Raw genomic sequence first — 18507 nt, 5'->3', positions numbered from 1 at the left:
GGGAGAGGTCACAAACGTCGTGCTCGTCGCGGCAACGGGCCAGTCCCGGTACACCCTTCCCACCTACTGATCCGAATTAGTACTGTCATCCCTTCTCCTCGGTTGCGAGGCGAATGTCGGAACAGGCGATGAGCAAAACGTTGCCGAATAACCCTTTTTATTTTTACAATTCGGCCGCGCGGTCCCGGTGGCCGGGATGCGTCCGCGCCGCACCGTCGACGGGAGCCGCCCGAGACACTGCAGCACGAGGCTTTTGACAGCGCGGTTCGCATCACCTATATGGGCCTCTCACCACAGCATCCGGGAAATGACACGCCGTCGCGCAGCATGTCGATCGTATTGGATGCCGGGGTTTCATACGCCGAAAGCCGCCGCACCTGATGCGCGCGGCCTTTTGTCGTTAATGCACGTCCCGTCCGGGGGTTCCCGGGCACGAAATTACGGCTGACCCGTCAGTTTATTGAGGGCAAATAACCTATGGCTTCCAAGGCGATCAACGAAGGCGGCACGGCCAAGCGCCGCATCCGCAAGGTTTTCGGCAACATCCACGAAGTCGTGCAGATGCCGAACCTGATCGAGGTCCAGCGCGAGAGCTACGAGCAGTTCCTGCGTTCGGACAAGTCGATCGGCCATGTCTCGGGTCTCGAGAAGACGCTGCGCAGCGTGTTCCCGATCCAGGATTTCGCCGGCACCGCCTATCTCGATTTCGACGATTACGTCCTTGAGCCGCCGAAGTTCGACGTCGAGGAATGCCGCCAGCGCGGGATCACCTATGCCGCGCCGATGCGCGTCACGCTGCGTCTGACCGCGTTCGAGGTCGATCCCGATACCGAGGCCAAGTCGGTCATCGATATCAAGGAGCAGGACGTGTACATGGGCGACATGCCGCTCATGACCGAGAACGGCACGTTCTTCATCAACGGCACCGAGCGCGTCATCGTCAGCCAGATGCACCGCTCGCCGGGCGTCCTGTTCGATCATGATCGCGGCAAGACGCACGCATCGGGCAAGTATCTGTTCGCCGCGCGCGTCATCCCGTATCGCGGTTCGTGGCTCGATTTCGAGTTCGACGCCAAGGACATCGTCAACGTCCGCATCGATCGCAAGCGCAAGCTGCCCGTGACGGCTTTGCTCTACGCGCTCGGCATGACGTCGGAAGAGATCCTCAACTATTTCTACAACCGCGTGACGTTCGTCCGCGGCCAGGGTGGCTGGATCGTTCCGTTCCAGGCCGAGAACTGGCGTGGCCAGAAGCCGATGTTCGACATCGTCGATTCGAAGACCGGCGAAGTCGTGTTCCCGAACGGCCAGAAGATTTCGCCCCGCGCGGCGAACAAGGCGTTCAAGGACGGTCTCACCGACCTGCTGATCCCGACCGAGGAAATCTTCGGCCGCTATTCGGCATACGACCTGATCGACGAGTCGACCGGCCGCATCTACATCGAGGCCGGTGACGAAGTGACCGCCGAGAACCTCGAACTGCTCGACCAGGCAGGTATCGAGCGTCTCGAGCTGCTCGACATCGATCACGTTGCTACGGGTCCGTGGATCCGCAACACGCTCAAGGTCGACAAGGCCGAAGAGCGCGAGCAGGCACTGTCCGACATCTACCGCGTGATGCGCCCTGGCGAGCCGCCGACGCTGGAGACGGCCGAGGCGCTGTTCTCGGGTCTCTTCTTCGATCCGGATCGCTACGACCTGTCGGCCGTCGGCCGCGTGAAGCTCAACATGCGTCTCGACCTCGACGTCGAGGACACCGTCACGACGCTGCGTACCGAGGACATTCTCGAGGTCATCAAGACGCTCGTGAACCTCAAGGACGGCAAGGGCGAGATCGACGATATCGACAACCTCGGTAACCGTCGTGTCCGTTCGGTCGGCGAGCTGCTCGAGAACCAGTACCGCGTCGGCCTGCTCCGCATGGAGCGCGCCGTGAAGGAGCGCATGTCGTCGGTCGACGTCTCGACCGTCATGCCGAACGACCTGATCAACGCGAAGCCCGCGGTTGCCGCGGTCCGCGAATTCTTCGGCTCGTCGCAGCTGTCGCAGTTCATGGATCAGACCAACCCGCTGTCGGAAGTCACCCACAAGCGTCGCGTGTCGGCACTTGGACCAGGTGGACTTACCCGGGAACGTGCTGGCTTCGAAGTCCGCGACGTTCACCCGACGCATTATGGCCGCATCTGCCCGATCGAGACGCCGGAAGGCCCGAACATCGGTCTGATCAACAGCCTCGCGTCGTTCAGCCGCGTCAACAAGTACGGCTTCATCGAGACGCCGTACCGCAAGGTCGTCGACCACAAGGTGACCGACGACGTCGTGTACCTGTCGGCAATGGAAGAGGCCAAGCACACGATCGCGCAGGCCAACGCCGAGCTGACGTCGGACGGCGGCTTCACCGAGGAGCTCGTCTCGTCGCGTCAGGCAGGCGAATTCCTGATGGCGCTGCCCGACAACATCACGCTGATGGACGTCAGCCCCAAGCAGCTCGTCTCGGTCGCCGCATCGCTCATTCCGTTCCTGGAAAACGATGACGCCAACCGTGCACTGATGGGCTCGAACATGCAGCGTCAGGCCGTGCCGCTCGTCCAGGCCGAGGCGCCGTTCGTCGGCACCGGCATGGAAGAGACCGTGGCACGCGATTCGGGCGCCGCGATCTCGGCCAAGCGTGCGGGCATCGTCGACCAGGTCGACGCGGCGCGTATCGTGATCCGGGCTACCGGCGAGATCGATGCCGGCAAGTCGGGCGTCGACATCTACACGCTGATGAAGTTCCAGCGCTCGAACCAGTCGACCTGCATCAACCAGCGTCCGCTGGTGAAGGTGGGCGACGTGGTGAAGGCCGGCGACGTGCTCGCCGACGGTCCGTCGACCGAGTTCGGCGAGCTGGCGCTGGGTCGCAACAGCCTCGTCGCGTTCATGCCGTGGAACGGCTACAACTACGAGGATTCGATCCTGATCTCCGAGCGGATCGTGAAGGACGACGTGTTCACGTCGATCCATATCGACGAGTTCGAGGTGATGGCCCGCGACACCAAGCTCGGGCCTGAGGACATCACGCGCGACATTCCGAACGTCGGCGAGGAAGCGCTGCGCAACCTCGACGAGGCGGGCATCGTGTATATCGGTGCAGAGGTCGAGCCGGGCGATATTCTCGCGGGCAAGATCACGCCGAAGGGTGAATCGCCGATGACGCCGGAGGAGAAGCTTCTCCGTGCGATCTTCGGCGAGAAGGCCAGCGACGTGCGCGATACGTCGCTTCGCCTGCCGCCGGGCGTGTCGGGTACGGTCGTCGACGTTCGCGTCTTCAACCGTCACGGCATCGACAAGGACGAGCGCGCGATGGCGATCGAGCGCGAGGAGATCGAGCGCCTGAAGAAGGATTCGGACGACGAGCGTTCCATCCTGAACCGTGCGACGTGGTCGCGTCTCCGCGAGATGCTGCTCGACCAGACGGCCACCTCGGCGCCCAAGGGCGTCAAGAAGGGCGTCGTGATCGACATGGATCTGCTCGACAGCGTCGACCGCCACGAATGGTGGAAGTTCGCGGTCGCCGACGACAAGATCCAGAGCGATCTGGAAGCGGTCAAGATCCAGTATGACGATGCGGCCAAGCTGATCACGGACAAGTTCCACGATCGTCGCGAGAAGCTGGAGCGTGGTGACGAGCTGTCGCCGGGCGTGCTGAAGATGGTCAAGGTGTTCGTCGCGGTGAAGCGCAAGCTGCAGCCGGGCGACAAGATGGCCGGCCGTCACGGGAACAAGGGCGTCATCAGCCGCATCCTGCCGGCGGAGGACATGCCGTTCCTCGCCGACGGGACGCCGGTCGATATCGTGCTCAACCCGCTGGGCGTGCCGTCGCGCATGAACGTCGGGCAGATCTTCGAGACGCATCTGGGCTGGGCCGCACGCGGCCTGGGTCAGTCGATCACTGCGGCGCTCGAGACGTGGCGCGAGGAGAATCCCGAGGCCAAGGCCGGCGCGATGCCGGAAGCGGTCCGCGATCGCCTCAAGACCGTTTACGGCGAGCAGTATCACGCCGAGATCGACGCCCGTTCGGGTGACGAGATCGTCGAGCTGGCCAAGAACCTGAAGGGCGGCGTGCCGATGGCGACGCCGGTGTTCGACGGTGCGCGCGAAGCGGATGTGTCGGCGATGCTGGAACTGGCGGGTCTCGACCCGTCGGGCCAGTCGGACCTGTTCGACGGACGTACCGGCGACAAGTTCGATCGCAAGGTAACGGTTGGGTATATCTACATGCTCAAGCTCCACCATCTGGTCGACGACAAGATCCACGCACGCTCGATCGGGCCGTACTCGTTGGTCACGCAGCAGCCGCTGGGTGGTAAGGCGCAGTTCGGCGGCCAGCGCTTCGGCGAGATGGAGGTCTGGGCGCTCCAGGCCTACGGCGCGGCGTATACCTTGCAGGAAATGCTGACGGTGAAGTCGGACGACGTGGTCGGCCGCACCAAGGTCTACGAGGCGATCGTCAAGGGCGACGACACGTTCGAGGCCGGCATCCCGGAGAGCTTCAACGTGCTCGTCAAGGAAATGCGCTCGCTCGGCCTGAATGTGGACCTGAAGCAGTCGGAGCCCGGCTTCGACAGCGACGGCATCCAGATCGCGGCGGAGTAAGCCTCAGCTAATAGCTCCCCTCCCGCATGCGGGAGGGGCCGGGGGTGGGCTCCCGGCCAGTGATGGAGCGCCAAGATCGCACCGGGTGCCCACCCCTTCCCAAGCAAGAGCTTGGGCCCCTTCCCCTCCCGCTTGCGGGAGGGGAGTTGGAAGGATCAATATATGAACGAGATGACCCCCTTCGCCAATCCGGTCGCCAAGACCGAGACGTTCGACCAGATCCAGATCGGCATCGCGTCCCCCGACAAGATCCGTTCGTGGTCGTTCGGCGAGATCAAGAAGCCCGAGACCATCAACTATCGCACGTTCAAGCCCGAGCGTGACGGCCTGTTCTGCGCGCGCATCTTCGGTCCGATCAAGGATTACGAGTGCCTGTGCGGCAAGTACAAGCGCATGAAGTACAAGGGCATCGTCTGCGAGAAGTGCGGCGTCGAAGTCACCGTCTCGAAGGTCCGGCGTGAGCGGATGGGCCATATCGAGCTCGCCGCCCCGGTCGCGCACATCTGGTTCCTGAAGTCGCTGCCGTCGCGCATCGGCCTGCTGCTCGACATGCAGTTGAAGCAGCTCGAGCGCGTGCTGTACTTCGAGGCGTACATCGTCATCGAGCCGGGCCTGACCCCGCTCGAGAAGTACCAGCTGATGACCGAGGACGAGCTCCTCGACGCGCAGGACCAGTATGGCGAGGACGCGTTCTCGGCCGGTATCGGTGCCGAAGCGGTCCGCATCATGCTGGAGTCGCTCGATCTCGAGGGTGAGCGTACCACGCTGCTCGAAGAGCTCGCGGTCACCAAGTCCGAGCTGAAGCCGAAGAAGATCATCAAGCGGCTGAAGGTCGTCGAGAGCTTCATCGATTCGGGCAACCGCCCCGAGTGGATGATCCTCGAGGTCGTGCCGGTCATCCCGCCCGAGCTGCGCCCGCTGGTGCCGCTGGACGGTGGTCGTTTCGCGACGTCGGATCTGAACGATCTGTACCGCCGCGTGATCAACCGCAACAACCGCCTGAAGCGCCTGATGGAGCTCCGCGCGCCCGACATCATCGTCCGCAACGAGAAGCGCATGCTGCAGGAGGCCGTCGACGCATTGTTCGATAACGGTCGCCGCGGTCGCACGATCACGGGCGCCAACAAGCGTCCGCTCAAGTCGCTGTCCGACATGCTCAAGGGCAAGCAGGGCCGCTTCCGCCAGAACCTTCTCGGCAAGCGCGTCGACTATTCGGGTCGTTCGGTCATCGTGACGGGGCCTGAGCTGAAGCTGCACCAGTGCGGCCTGCCGAAGAAGATGGCGCTCGAGCTGTTCAAGCCGTTCATCTACGCACGTCTCGACGCGAAGGGTCTGTCGATGACCCTGAAGCAGGCGAAGAAGTGGGTCGAGAAGGAGCGCAAGGAAGTCTGGGATATCCTGGACGAGGTGATCCGCGAGCATCCGGTCATGCTGAACCGTGCGCCGACGCTTCACCGTCTCGGCATCCAGGCGTTCGAGCCGGTGCTGATCGAGGGCAAGGCGATCCAGCTTCACCCGCTGGTCTGCTCCGCGTTCAACGCCGATTTCGACGGCGATCAGATGGCCGTGCACGTCCCGCTGAGCCTCGAGGCCCAGCTCGAAGCGCGCGTCCTGATGATGTCGACGAACAACATCCTGTCGCCCGCCAACGGCAAGCCGATCATCGTTCCGTCGCAGGACATGGTCCTCGGCCTCTATTATCTGTCGATGATGAAGGAGAACGAGCCGGGTCAGGGCATGATGATTTCCGACATGTCGGAAGTGCATCAGGCACTGAACGCGCAGTCGGTCACGCTGCACACCAAGATCATCAGCCGCGTTCCGCAGACCGATGAGAAGGGCAAGCAGTACCTCAAGCGCTACGAGACGACGCCGGGCCGCATGCTGCTGGGCGAGTGCCTGCCGCACAGCCACAAGGTGCCGTTCGACACCGTCAACCGCCTGCTCACGAAGAAGGACGTGGGCGACGTGATCGACGAGGTCTATCGTCACACCGGCCAGAAGGAGACCGTGCTGTTCGCCGACGCGATCATGACGCTCGGCTTCCGCCACGCGTTCCGCGCCGGCATCTCGTTCGGCAAGGACGACATGATCATTCCGGACGCCAAGGTTGGTCTGGTCGACGACACCAAGGCGCTCGTGAAGGACTTCGAGCAGCAGTATCAGGATGGTCTGATCACGCAGCAGGAGAAGTACAACAAGGTGATCGACGCCTGGAGCCGTTGCGGCGACCAGGTCGCGAACGCCATGATGGACGAGATCCGTGCGGTGAAGGTCGACAAGGAGACCGGCCGTGAAAAGCCGATCAACTCGATCTACATGATGGCCCACTCGGGTGCCCGCGGTTCGCAGGCACAGATCAAGCAGCTTGCCGGCATGCGCGGCCTGATGGCCAAGCCGTCGGGCGAGATCATCGAGACGCCGATCATCTCGAACTTCAAGGAAGGCCTGACCGTCCTTGAATACTTCAACTCGACCCACGGCGCGCGTAAGGGCCTTGCGGATACGGCGTTGAAGACGGCGAACTCGGGGTACCTCACGCGTCGTCTGGTCGACGTGTCGCAGGATTGCGTCATCATCGAACCCGATTGCGGCACCACGCGCGCACTCGAAATGAAGGCGATCCTTCAGGGTGGTTCGACGATCGCAAGCCTCGGCGAGCGCATCCTCGGTCGTACGACCGCGGAGGACATCGTCGATCCGAAGACCGGCAAGGTCATCATCCCGTCGGGCACGCTGCTCGACGAGCCGATGATCACGACGATCGAAGGCCTCGGCACGCAGTCGTGCAAGATCCGCAGCCCGCTGGTCTGCGAGTCCAAGATCGGCGTCTGCGGCAAGTGCTACGGGCGCGATCTCGCCCGCGGTACGCCGGTGAACATCGGTGAAGCTGTCGGCGTCATCGCCGCGCAGTCGATCGGTGAGCCGGGCACGCAGCTGACGATGCGTACGTTCCACATCGGTGGTGCAGCGCAGCTCAACGAGACGTCGAACCTCGAGGCGCATGCCGACGGTACGGTGCAGTTCCGCGATCTGCGTATCATCGTCGACCAGCGTGGCCGTCGCGTGGTGCTCAGCCGCTCGGGCGAAATCGCGATCGTCGACATGGACGGCCGCGAGCTCTCGGTCGATCGTATCCCGTACGGCGCCTATGTGCTGTTCGACGATGGCCACATCGTGTCGCGCGGCGACCGTATGGCCGAGTGGGATCCGTTCACCATGCCGGTGATCACGGAGAACCCGGGCACGATCAAGTATGTCGACCTGATCGAGGGCAAGACGCTCACCGAGCAGACCGACGAAGCCACGGGCATCGCCCAGCGCGTCGTGATCGAATATCGTGCGGCGACCAAGTCGAAGGAGGATCTGCGTCCGCGCATGACCCTGCTCGACGAGACGTCGGGCGAGACCGGCCGCTACATGCTGGCGATCGGTGCGACCTTGTCGGTCGAGGATGGCGCACAGGTGTTCGGCGGCGACGTCGTGGCCCGCGTCAGCCGCGAGAGCGCCAAGACTCGCGACATCACCGGTGGTCTGCCGCGCGTTGCCGAGCTGTTCGAGGCGCGTATCCCCAAGGACTCGGCGATCATCGCCAAGATCTCGGGCCGCGTCGTGTTCGGCAAGGATTACAAGGCGAAGCGCAAGATCGGCATCCAGCCCGAGGATGGCGGCGACGTCGTCGAGTATCTGGTGCCGAAGTCGAAGGTCATCGACGTGCAGGAAGGCGATTACGTCAAGCGCGGCGACAACCTGATCGGCGGCTCGCCCGATCCGCACGACATCCTCGAGACGATGGGTATCGAGCCCCTCGCCGAGTATCTCGTGTCGGAAATCCAGGAGGTCTATCGTCTCCAGGGCGTGAAGATCAACGACAAGCACATCGAAACGATCGTTCGTCAGATGCTGCAGAAGGTCGAGATCACCGACGGCGGCGACACTACGCTGCTCAAGGGTGAGCAGGTCGATCGCGAGGAAATGGACGCGACCAACGACAAGCTCGACAAGAAGCAGGCACGCGCACAGGGCAAGCCCATCCTGCTCGGTATCACCAAGGCGTCGCTGCAGACCCGCAGCTTCATCTCGGCGGCATCGTTCCAGGAAACCACGCGCGTCCTCACTGAGGCGGCTGTCCAGGGTAAGCAGGACATGCTGATGGGCCTGAAGGAAAACGTCATCGTCGGCCGGCTCATCCCGGCAGGCACCGGCGCAGGCCTCAACCGTCTGCGGGTCGTGGCGAACAGCCGCGATGCGTCGATGCGCGTCGCGCAGCGCAAGATGGCCGAAGCGTCGATCGTCGCACCGAAGTCGGCGAAGGAAGAGCATGACGCCGAGCTGGCCCGCTCGCCGCGCGATGCCGGCGGCGTAGGTGAAGACCCGCTCGCAACCGTCGTGACGTCGGGCACCGGCACCGATGCGGATGCCGGCGACTATCTGAACACGCCCGAGTAATCGGGCGCGTCAGACGCTGACGGCAAAAAGGCCGCCGTCCGGGAAACCGGGCGGCGGCCTTTTTCATGGTCCCGGTCGCGGCGGACGCGGACTAGGCGGGGATCGTGTCGAGCGTCCGCGGGATCGTTTCGAACGCACCGCCGGTGACGCGGATTTCGTTGAACGCCGCGGGGCTGCCGCGAGTCCGCTTCGACAACGTCCCGGCACCGATCATGCGGACGGTCCGACCGCTCCGCTCGACCGGCACGTCGAACGGATCATGGACGTGCCCCGACAGCACCGCATGCGCGCCCGCATCGGCCAGCGCGGTCAGCGCGACGTCGCCGTTGCGCGTCTTGCCCGTGGCGCTGGTCCCGCCCTCGATCAACGGATGATGCGCGGCGACGAAGATCAGATTGCCCGCGGGCACCTGTCCCATTAGCGCGAGCGCACGCGACAGGGATCCCGACCCCACACGCCCCTTCGACCAGTTCCACCGCCATTGTGCGCGCGCGGTCGTCTTGAGCGGGACGATGGTTATCCCGGGCAGTTCGAGGGGCCGCTCAATCATCGTCTCGACCGCCGCATAACGCTGATAGGGGGCGAACAGGCGACGGAACGGGTCCCAGTAATACGGGATGTCGTGGTTGCCGACCTCGAGCGTCACGGGCACGCCGAGGCTTCGCAGCCAGTCGCCGCCCTGCTGGAACTCCGCCTTGGTCGCGCGCATCGTCAGGTCGCCCGTCATGATCACCGCATCGGGACGCTCCGCCTTCACGCAAGCGGAGAACCACGCGATCGCCGCGGGGTCCTCCGCACCGAAATGCACGTCGCTGACATGAAACAGCGTCAGGCCGCGACCACCCTGCCCCGCCTCGTCAGGCAATGTCGGACATCCGTGACGGCTCATGGATCGGGCAGCCGTTGAACGAGCCCCGGAAATCCGCCGACAGCTCGTAGGTTTCCTTGCGCGCACGGTTGATGCCGCCGAGCGGCTGGTGATCGGTGACGCCGTGCCAGACGCTGAACGATAGCGAATCCTCGGTCATTTCGCTCGCGCCGTTCTCCCACGACACCTGCGGTTCGACGGTCAGTTTCCCGACCGTCACGAACGGACTTTGCGCCTGGTCCCATTCCGCCGACGCATCCTCGATCGGCATCGTCTCGAGATCGGTGTTGAGCTGCACACGCAATTCCCACGTGCCGCCATGCTCGATCAGTTCCTCGCGCACGACTTCGCGCAGCGCATCGGGACGCGCGGTGATGTCGACGATGTCACCCGTCAGCCGCGTCAGTTCCGGGGCGACGGGGAACAGCGCGAACTTGGCGATATATGCGCCGTAGCGGAACGGCGTCTGCGAGAAATAGGTCTCACCAAGCGGATGGACGGGCTTGGCGCCCCCCATCGTCTTCAGCGTCGCCGACTCGGTGCCGACGGCTTCCAGCGCGGATTCGACGACGCGCAGCGTGGCCGACATCGCCTTCTTGAGACCATCGAGCCGATCCGTCGTCTTCGACAAAAGCTTGAGGTTCTTCGAGAATGCCTTGGCATCGGGCGCGGCAAACGCCGGTCCGTTGACCATGATGAAATCCTGCGTGGTCGCGTTCTCCGCACCCGGCAGCCGGCTTCCCTCGACGTCGAGGATCTTCAGCGCGACGCCACGCGGCAGGCTCACGCTGTCGTCGAGGATATCGCCCGCGTTGGTCGAAATGCGCAGGATCGCGTCGTGCGTGCCCGGCGTCGCGAAGATTCCCTGCGCGAGGACCGGGGGCAATCCCTCTGCGACGGTGAACATGCCCCGGACGATGCCGTGCGCCTTGGCATGCACGGCGCGGACCGCATGGCCATAATCCTTCGACGTCGTGTCGAGAATCTCGCGAAAGCTGTCCTTGAGCGATGCAAGCGTCTCCGCCTCGTCGTCGGCGATCGTCTCGACCGAGGGGTCAAAACGTACGGGCTGTGTGGCCATGGCGAATCTCCTATCGTTACCTAGCCGTAACCCTCCGCCCTATCACGGCGTTCCCGTTCAACGCGTTGCGTACGGTCGCGCACCGTTGCCGTCCCACCGGGCGACGCCCTGCCGGACGGGGCTGGCACAGCGTTGCAATGCCGGGCCGCGCGGTCCAACGCGCTCCGACCCGAGCCCGGGCTATCGGAGGAGAACCATATGCAGTGTCCCGTCGTCACCGCCCCCACGATCGGAATCGCCGGCGCGACCGATCGCTTTCCCGTCCGCAGGATCTTCTGCGTGGGTCAGAACTATGCCGATCACGCGCGCGAGATGGGCTCCGATCCGGAGCGGCAGGAGCCGTTCTTCTTCTCCAAGCCCGCGGATGCGGTCGTGCCGGGCGGCGGCACGCTGCCCTATCCCAGCATGACGCAGGACCTGCATCACGAGGTCGAGCTCGTCGTCGCGCTCGGTGCCGGCGGCAAGGACATTACTGCCGATGACGCGCTCGCGACGATCTTCGGCCATGCCGTCGGCATCGACCTGACACGGCGCGACCTGCAGGGCGCTGCGAAAAAGGCAGGGCGCCCATGGGACATGGCAAAGGGGTTCGACCGGTCCGCCCCGATCGCGGCACTGACACGCGGTGCGCCGCCCGCGGCAGGACCGATCGCGCTGACGATCGACGGCGAGTCCCGGCAGGCCGGTGATCTGTCGATGATGATCTGGTCGGTAGCCGAGGTGATCGCCGCGCTGTCGCGCTTCGTCGAGCTCGCGCCGGGCGACCTGATCTTCACCGGGACCCCCGCCGGCGTCGGCCCGATCACGCCCGGCCAGCACGTTCGCGCAACCATCGCCGACCTCGAACCACTCGAGATCCGGTTCGCCGACTGATCGTCGCGGCGCATGCGATTGTCCCGGGCCGAGACCTAAGTCGGGTTTCTTTTCGTACAATCCGCCCGCATGGGTGATCGCAATAACTAAAGGATGATGATCATGGCGGATGGATTGACCGGGGGCCTGCTCGACCGGGCACGCACGGTGGCGAGGCCAGGCTTCAATCGCTGGCTGGTCCCGCCCTGTGCGCTCGCCATCCATCTGTGCATCGGCATGGCCTATGGCTTCAGCGTCTTCTGGCTGCCGCTGTCGCGCGCGATCGGGATGACCGATCCCGTCGTCTGCGAGAGCATGACGCTCGTGCAGGCGCTGACGACCACGACGTGCGACTGGCGGGTCAGCGATCTTGTCTGGACCTATACGCTGTTCTTCGTCGTGCTCGGCGCGGCCGCCGCGATCTGGGGTGGCTGGCTCGAGCGCGCGGGTCCGCGCAAGGCTGGCGTGGTCGCGGCCTTTTGCTGGTGCGGCGGCATGGGGATTGGCGCGATCGGCGTGTCGATGCACCAATTATGGCTGATCTGGCTCGGCTCGGGCGTGATCGGCGGCATCGGCCTCGGTCTCGGCTATATCTCGCCCGTCTCGACGCTCATCAAATGGTTTCCCGATCGCCGCGGGATGGCGACGGGCATGGCGATCATGGGCTTTGGCGGCGGCGCGATGATCGGCAGCCCGCTCGCCAACGCGCTGATGAAGTATTTCGCCAGCCCCACGGGCGTTGGCGTCTGGCAGACGTTCCTCGTCCTCGCGGTCATCTATTTCGTGTTCATGATGGCCGGCGCGCTTGGATATCGTGTGCCCGCCGATGGGTGGAAGCCCGCCGGCTGGACGGCGCCGACCGACGCGAAGGCCGCGATCAGCCGCTTCAATGTCCATCTGAAGGATGCGCACAAGACGCCGCAATTCTGGCTCATCTGGGTCGTGCTGCTGCTCAACGTCTCGGCGTCGATCGGTATCATCGGCGTTGCCTCGCCGATGCTGCAGGAGATATTCGGCGGGCGGCTGATCGATGCACCCGGCGTCATCTTCACCGCGTTTTCGGAAAGCCAGAAGGTCGCAGCCGCCGCAGTCGGCGCCGGTTTCGTCGGTGCGATCAGCCTGTTCAACATCGGTGGTCGCTTCTTCTGGGCATGGTTCTCCGACCGCCTGGGCCGCAAGCCGCTCTACGCGGTCATCCTCGCGATCGGTGCCGTGCTCTACGGTATCGCGGCACCCGCACTGGCAGGCAGCAGCCTCGGCCTGTTCATCCTCGTCTTCTGCATCCTCGCCTCGACCTATGGCGGCGGCTTCGCGACGGTGCCCGCCTATCTCGCGGACATATTCGGGACCAAGTTCGTCGGCGCGATCCATGGCCGCCTGCTGACCGCATGGTCGACGGCCGGCGTGGTCGGGCCGCTGCTGGTCGCCAACATGCGTGACGGCCGGATCGCCGCGGGGATTCCGCGCGATCAGGTCTATCAGCCGATTTTCCTGATGCTCGCCGCGATGCTCGTCGTGGGGTTCGTCGCGAACCTGTTCGTCAAGCCGGTCGCCGACCGTTTCCACATGCCGGCGGACGAAACCCCCGCTCCCATCACCGTCGATGGGTCGACGTCCGCGGCCGAAGCGCTCGAGGCGAAGACCGGATCGAGTCCCATGGTCGTGTTCGCCTGGGTCGCGGTCGGGATCCCCATCCTGTGGGGCATCTACATGACCGTGTCGAAGGCGGTCATCCTGTTCGAATAACCTGTCCCGGGCGCCGTCTCACACAGGCGGCGCCCGTCTTTCGCAGACGCGTTCAGAGGATGCCCTGCGGCCCTGCGGCCCAACGTTCCAGATCTCGGGTTTTTTGTCGCAGCGACTGGAGCGGGTGAAGGGAATCGAACCCTCGTCACTTGCTTGGGAAGCAAAAGCTCTACCATTGAGCTACACCCGCATGCCGTATCCGTGCTGGTCGATCGACCAGCCGAACCGCATCGCACTGCGATGGCGAGCGTCTATCGGCTCGGCGCGGACGGCGCAAGATGCTTCTGAGCGATCGGCGCCGCGATCCAGGTCGCGCGCGACACGGGTGACGACTACGTCACTGAACTGTCACCGCCACGTCACCCAGATGCCATCCGCGTCCCATAGGCACCCCCGCAGGCCAGCCGACCAGCTGGACCACTGGGGGAAGTATCATGATCATCGGCCTGTCGCACCGCTCACGCGGTCCCGTTCTCCTGCGCGCGCTGTTGCTCGGCTGTGCGGTGATGCCGCTCGCATCGGGCATTGCGCGCGCCGAGACGAAAGCCGACCCCGCCGGGGCGCCGCGCGCGAGCGGCAGCATCACCGGCGTCGTGTCGCAGCAGGGTAGCGGCGACTATCTCGATGGCGCGTCGGTATCGATCCCCGCGCTGGGCCTCGCCACCGCCGCCGACCGGACCGGGCGGTTCTCGCTGACCGGCGTTCCCGCTGGCACGCACGATGTCGTGATCCGCTATGTCGGCTTCCCCGACGTCACGCGCAGCGTGACGGTCGCGGACGCCGCGGTGCCGCTCGACGTCGCGATGACGGCGTCGGCCCCTGACGCCGATGCGGAGATCGTGGTGTCTGGTTCGCGGCCGATCGCCGAGTCCGAAGCCGCCGCGCTTCAGATCCAGCGGACCAGCCCGTCGCTCGTCTCGGTCATCGCCTCGGACTCGATCGGACGCCTGCCCGACCAGAACGTCGCGCAGGCGGTCAGCCGGCTGCCCGGCGTCGGCGTCCAGCGTGACCAGGGCCAGGCGCGGTACATCACGCTGCGCGGCGCGCCGATCAACTGGACCACACTGTCGTTCGACGGGATCAACGTCGTCAGCCCGGAGGGCCGCGATGCGCGCTTCGACTCGATCCCCTCGGCGATCGCGTCGCAGATCATCGTCCGCAAGGCGGTGACCCCCGACATGACCGGCGAGACGATCGCGGGCAATGTCGACATCATCACGCGCTCGGCCTTCGACTATCCAGGGCTGAAGGTGCAGGCCAAGGGCGGGGCGGGCCATGTCGAGCTCGGCAAGAAGACGGAATATGAAGGCTCGCTCGTCGTCTCCGACCGGATCGACACGGGGATCGGCGAATTCGGCATCGTCTCGTCCGCCAGCCTGTATCGGCGCGGCATGGTCACCGACAATTTCGAGACCGATTTCGAAGCGGTCGATCGCGACCTCCGCCCGGGCTATCAAACGCGCAACTGGGCGCGCGAGACCGAGAACAAGCTCTACCGGCTGACGCGCAAGAACTATTCGCTGTCGACCCGGCTCGACTGGCGCCCTGCCCCCGGTCACAAGCTGTTCGCCGAGACGATCTATTCGGCGTTTCAGGACGACGAGCAGCGCAACAACTACATCTTCGATCTCGATGACCAGCAGTCGCGCACGCCCAACGGCACTGCCGCCTGTTCGGTGAACGCGCGTCCCGCCTCGGGGACCACCGGCTATGCCGACGTCTGCACGGGCAACACGCCGCTGCTCGGGACGGTGTACGGCGTCGATCTCAATTCGAACTTCACGGTGCGCAAGTACAAGCAGTCGGTGTTCACCAACACGCTGGGCGGTGATCACGAGCTGGGCGACTGGAAGGTCGCATGGCGCGGCAACTTCACGCGCTCGATCGACGACCGGTCGCAGCCCGCGCAGCTGAACTATGACAGCCCGTCTTTCGGGACCAACGGCGCCAATGCCGCCAACCGGCTGACCGTCGGCTACGACCTGACCGATCCGCAGCTCGCCAGGGTCGAGTTGTACCGCACGATCCGCAACCCCGACGGCACCTTCTCGCGCGGCGACCGGGTGACCGCGATCGAGGATTTCCCGCGCACCCTCTCGCGCCTGCGCTCGCTCAAGGCGCAGGACGTCACCGAGGCCTATACCGCAAAGCTCGACATCAGCCGTGCGGCGACGGTGTTCGGGGCCTCGACGGTGTTCGCGGCCGGCATCCGCTATGACGACCGCACCAAGATCTCGAACGAATATCTGCTCGACCTGAGCACGCCCGCACAGTTCGCCGCGGCCGGCATCCCGACCAACTATGCGGCGATCGCCAAGCCCGGCGGGTTCCAGGGCGAGATCCCGCTCGGCTACACCTTCCAGTATTTCGACCGCGACAAGGTCCTCGGGCTTGTCGACCAGGCACAGGCCGTCGGCAGCTATGTCCGTACCGATGCCAATTTCTACGACGTGGGCGAGAAGGTCTACGCCGGCTATGCGATGGCGACCGCGACAACCAACTGGGGCAGCGTCATCGGCGGCGCGCGCGTCGAGCATATCCGCAACGATGCGCAGGCCTTCTCGACCGTCGGGTTGCTCGACGTGAAATCGAGCCAGACGCTCGTCTATCCGAGCCTTCACCTAAACTGGGACGTCAACGACCGGATGAAGGCGCGGTTGTCGTTCAACACCGGCGCCGCACGCCCCGATTACGACCAGCTTCGCCCCAACCTGTCTTATGACGACGCGAACCGGACGATCAGCGGCGGCAACCCGGACGCGAAGCCCGAAAAGGCCAAGGGTGTCGATCTCTACGTCGAATATTACACGATGCCGCGCGGCTTCCTGTCGATCGGCGCCTATTACAAGGACGTCACCGACGTCCTGTTCGACTCGACGCAAAGCTTTGGCCGGTCGATCCTGAACACCAATGGGGTCGATCGCTCGGACTATGTCTTCTCGACCGTCGTCAACGGCGGCAGCGGCTATATCATGGGCATCGAAGGCGCGATCCAGCAGCAGCTCGATCCGTTCGTCGCCGATCTTGGCCTGCCCGACTGGATGGGCGGGTTCGGCGTCCAGCTCAACGCGACGATCAACAAGAGCCGCGCCGAAACCCCCGGCACCGCCGCGCTGCCGTCGCGCAAGGTCCCGCTTCCCGGTGCCTCCGACGCGATCTACAACCTGATCGCCTATTACGAGAAATACGGCTTTTCGGCGCGTGTCTCGTATCAGAACCGGTCGGCATGGCTCGATGCGATCGGGGGCACCGCCAATATCTCGGGCCTCGTCCGCGGGATCGACGGTGGCGATTTCTATTGGGCCAAGGACAATGAACTCGACGCGAGCGTGCGGTATGCGATCAACGGCAATGTCGAGATCTACGGCGATTTCGCGAACCTGCTGAACGGTCCCGGTCGCCGCTATGCCGGATCGTCGGCCTACACGATCGAGCACGAGACGTTCGGACGCCGCTACACCGGCGGCGTGCGAGTGACGTTCTGATGCGCGCGTCTCCCCTTGCCGCGCTCCTGCTGTGCGGCTGCGTGACGCAGACGACGTCGCCGCCAGCCGCCGTGCCGACGGTGGCGGCGACGGTGGCGGCGACGGCCGAGACCGATCCGGTGGACAGCGTGTCGGATGCGGCCGATGATCCCGCGATCTGGCGCAACGCGGCCGATCCCGCGAAAAGCCTCGTGATCGGGACCGACAAGCAGGTGGGGATCCATGTCTACAGCCTTGCCGGCAAGCGGCTGAGCTTCACCCCCGCCGCGCGGCTCAACAATGTCGACATTCGCACGTCGGGCGGGCGCGTGATCGCCGCCGCGAGCGACCGTGCCGAGCTGGCGACGGCGCACGTCGCGCTGTTCGTGCTCGACACGGCTGCGGCGCGGCTGATGCCGCTCGGCCGGTTTCCGGTCGGTCCCGGCGAAGCCTATGGCATGTGCCTGTGGACCCGCGCCCGCGACAAGGCGCTGTTCGGCTTTGTCGTCCTTAAGGACGGCCGGATCGACCAGGTCGCGATCGACATCTCGGCTGCTGCCCCCAAGGTCACGACGGTGCGCTCGATGAAGCTTGCCAGCCAGGCCGAAGGCTGCGTCGTCGACGACCGGACCGGGCTGCTCTACGTCGCCGAGGAGGATGTCGGGCTCTGGCGGTTCGACGCGGATCCTGCGGCATCGCCGACCGCGACGCCGATCGCGAAGGTCGACGGCAAGACGCTCGTCGCGGATGCCGAAGGGCTTGCGCTCGCCCCGTCCGGCCGCACGGGCGGCTATCTCGTGGCCTCGAGCCAGGGTGACAATGCCTACACGCTTTACCGACTGCCCGGCGCGACCTTTGCGGGGCGGTTCCGTATCGGTGGCGGCGCGATCGACGGCACGAGCGAGACCGACGGGATCGAACTCGCGCTCGGCAATTTCGGGCCGGACTATCCGACGGGGCTGTTCGTCGCGCAGGACGGCGACAACGCGCCCGACACGCAGAATTTCAAGTTCGTCAGCTGGTCGAGAATACGGCGCGCGCTCAAACGCTGAGATGCGCGCGGCGTTCGACAGCGCGACCACGGAACGTCCGTCCCGGTCCCGCGCTATAGCGGCATGCGCGCGGTCCGATGATCGGATCGCGCGACCGCGAGGACGATGATGACCGAACCCCGTACCGCCACGCTGCACCGGATGGTGCTCCCCGACCATGTCTGCCCGTTCGGCATCCGTGCAAAGCAATTGCTGCAGGCAGAAGGCTATGACGTCGATGACCGCATCTTGCGCGATCGCGACGCGGTCGAGGCGTTCAAGGCCGAGCATGGCATCGCGACGACGCCCTTGATCGTGATCGACGGCGAGACGATCGGCGGCTGCGACGATCTCGAACGCTATCTCGCGGCGCGCTGAGTG

Annotated in this window: 9 protein-coding genes and 1 tRNA gene; 7 read left to right on the top strand and 3 right to left on the bottom strand. The window is 64.9% G+C overall.

Annotated features, from left to right (window positions below):
- Positions 1 to 477 precede the first annotated feature (477 nt).
- Together rpoB and rpoC are read left to right on the top strand one after the other, a co-directional pair.
- Positions 478 to 4635, top strand: coding sequence for a DNA-directed RNA polymerase subunit beta (rpoB, locus tag ASE72_RS11785; protein ID WP_056021183.1), 4158 nt, complete (start codon positions 478 to 480; stop codon positions 4633 to 4635).
- 162 nt (positions 4636 to 4797) lie between these two features.
- Positions 4798 to 9084 (top strand): DNA-directed RNA polymerase subunit beta', encoded by a 4287-nt coding sequence (gene rpoC, locus ASE72_RS11780; RefSeq protein WP_056021180.1) that lies wholly within the window; start codon positions 4798 to 4800, stop codon positions 9082 to 9084.
- Between the two features lie 91 nt (positions 9085 to 9175).
- Here rpoC and ASE72_RS11775 read toward each other — a convergent pair whose 3' ends face one another.
- Positions 9176 to 9949: a metallophosphoesterase family protein gene (locus ASE72_RS11775; protein ID WP_443024761.1), complete on the bottom strand. Its 774-nt coding sequence runs from the start codon at positions 9947 to 9949 to the stop codon at positions 9176 to 9178.
- Entirely contained in the window at positions 9942 to 11033 is a 1092-nt protein-coding gene (locus ASE72_RS11770; protein WP_056021175.1) for a catalase family protein, read from the bottom strand. Before ASE72_RS11770 ends, ASE72_RS11775 begins: the two co-directional genes overlap by 8 nt.
- Positions 11034 to 11231: 198 nt before the next feature.
- Between ASE72_RS11770 and ASE72_RS11765 the strand changes: the two genes are divergently transcribed.
- The gene (locus tag ASE72_RS11765; RefSeq protein WP_056021172.1) at positions 11232 to 11906 is read left to right on the top strand and encodes a fumarylacetoacetate hydrolase family protein; all 675 of its coding nucleotides are present in this window, start codon (positions 11232 to 11234) and stop codon (positions 11904 to 11906) included.
- 102 nt (positions 11907 to 12008) lie between these two features.
- Complete coding sequence (locus ASE72_RS11760) at positions 12009 to 13631, top strand: OFA family MFS transporter (RefSeq protein WP_200916241.1); 1623 nt, start codon at positions 12009 to 12011, stop codon at positions 13629 to 13631.
- 116 nt (positions 13632 to 13747) lie between these two features.
- On the opposite strand, the gene ASE72_RS11755 is transcribed toward ASE72_RS11760, so the two are convergent.
- A tRNA-Gly gene (locus tag ASE72_RS11755) sits at positions 13748 to 13821 on the bottom strand.
- A gap of 244 nt (positions 13822 to 14065) precedes the next feature.
- Here ASE72_RS11755 and ASE72_RS11750 point away from each other — a divergent pair.
- The 3 genes from ASE72_RS11750 (at position 14066) to ASE72_RS11740 (ending at position 18504) form a co-directional block, all read left to right on the top strand.
- Positions 14066 to 17116 (top strand): TonB-dependent receptor, encoded by a 3051-nt coding sequence (locus ASE72_RS11750; RefSeq protein ID WP_056021165.1) that lies wholly within the window; start codon positions 14066 to 14068, stop codon positions 17114 to 17116.
- Entirely contained in the window at positions 17116 to 18147 is a 1032-nt protein-coding gene (locus ASE72_RS11745) for a phytase (protein ID WP_056021162.1), read from the top strand. Before ASE72_RS11750 ends, ASE72_RS11745 begins: the two co-directional genes overlap by 1 nt.
- Before the next feature lie 108 nt (positions 18148 to 18255).
- Positions 18256 to 18504 carry a glutaredoxin domain-containing protein gene (locus tag ASE72_RS11740; protein WP_056022252.1) on the top strand — a complete coding sequence of 83 codons (249 nt, stop codon included), beginning with the start codon at positions 18256 to 18258 and terminating at the stop codon, positions 18502 to 18504.
- Positions 18505 to 18507 lie beyond the last annotated feature (3 nt).

Source organism: Sphingomonas sp. Leaf20 (assembly GCF_001421535.1).
In the GTDB taxonomy this organism is placed as follows: domain Bacteria; phylum Pseudomonadota; class Alphaproteobacteria; order Sphingomonadales; family Sphingomonadaceae; genus Sphingomonas.
Note: the sequence above shows the minus strand (reverse complement) of the source record. Positions and strands in the feature narration are given on the sequence as shown.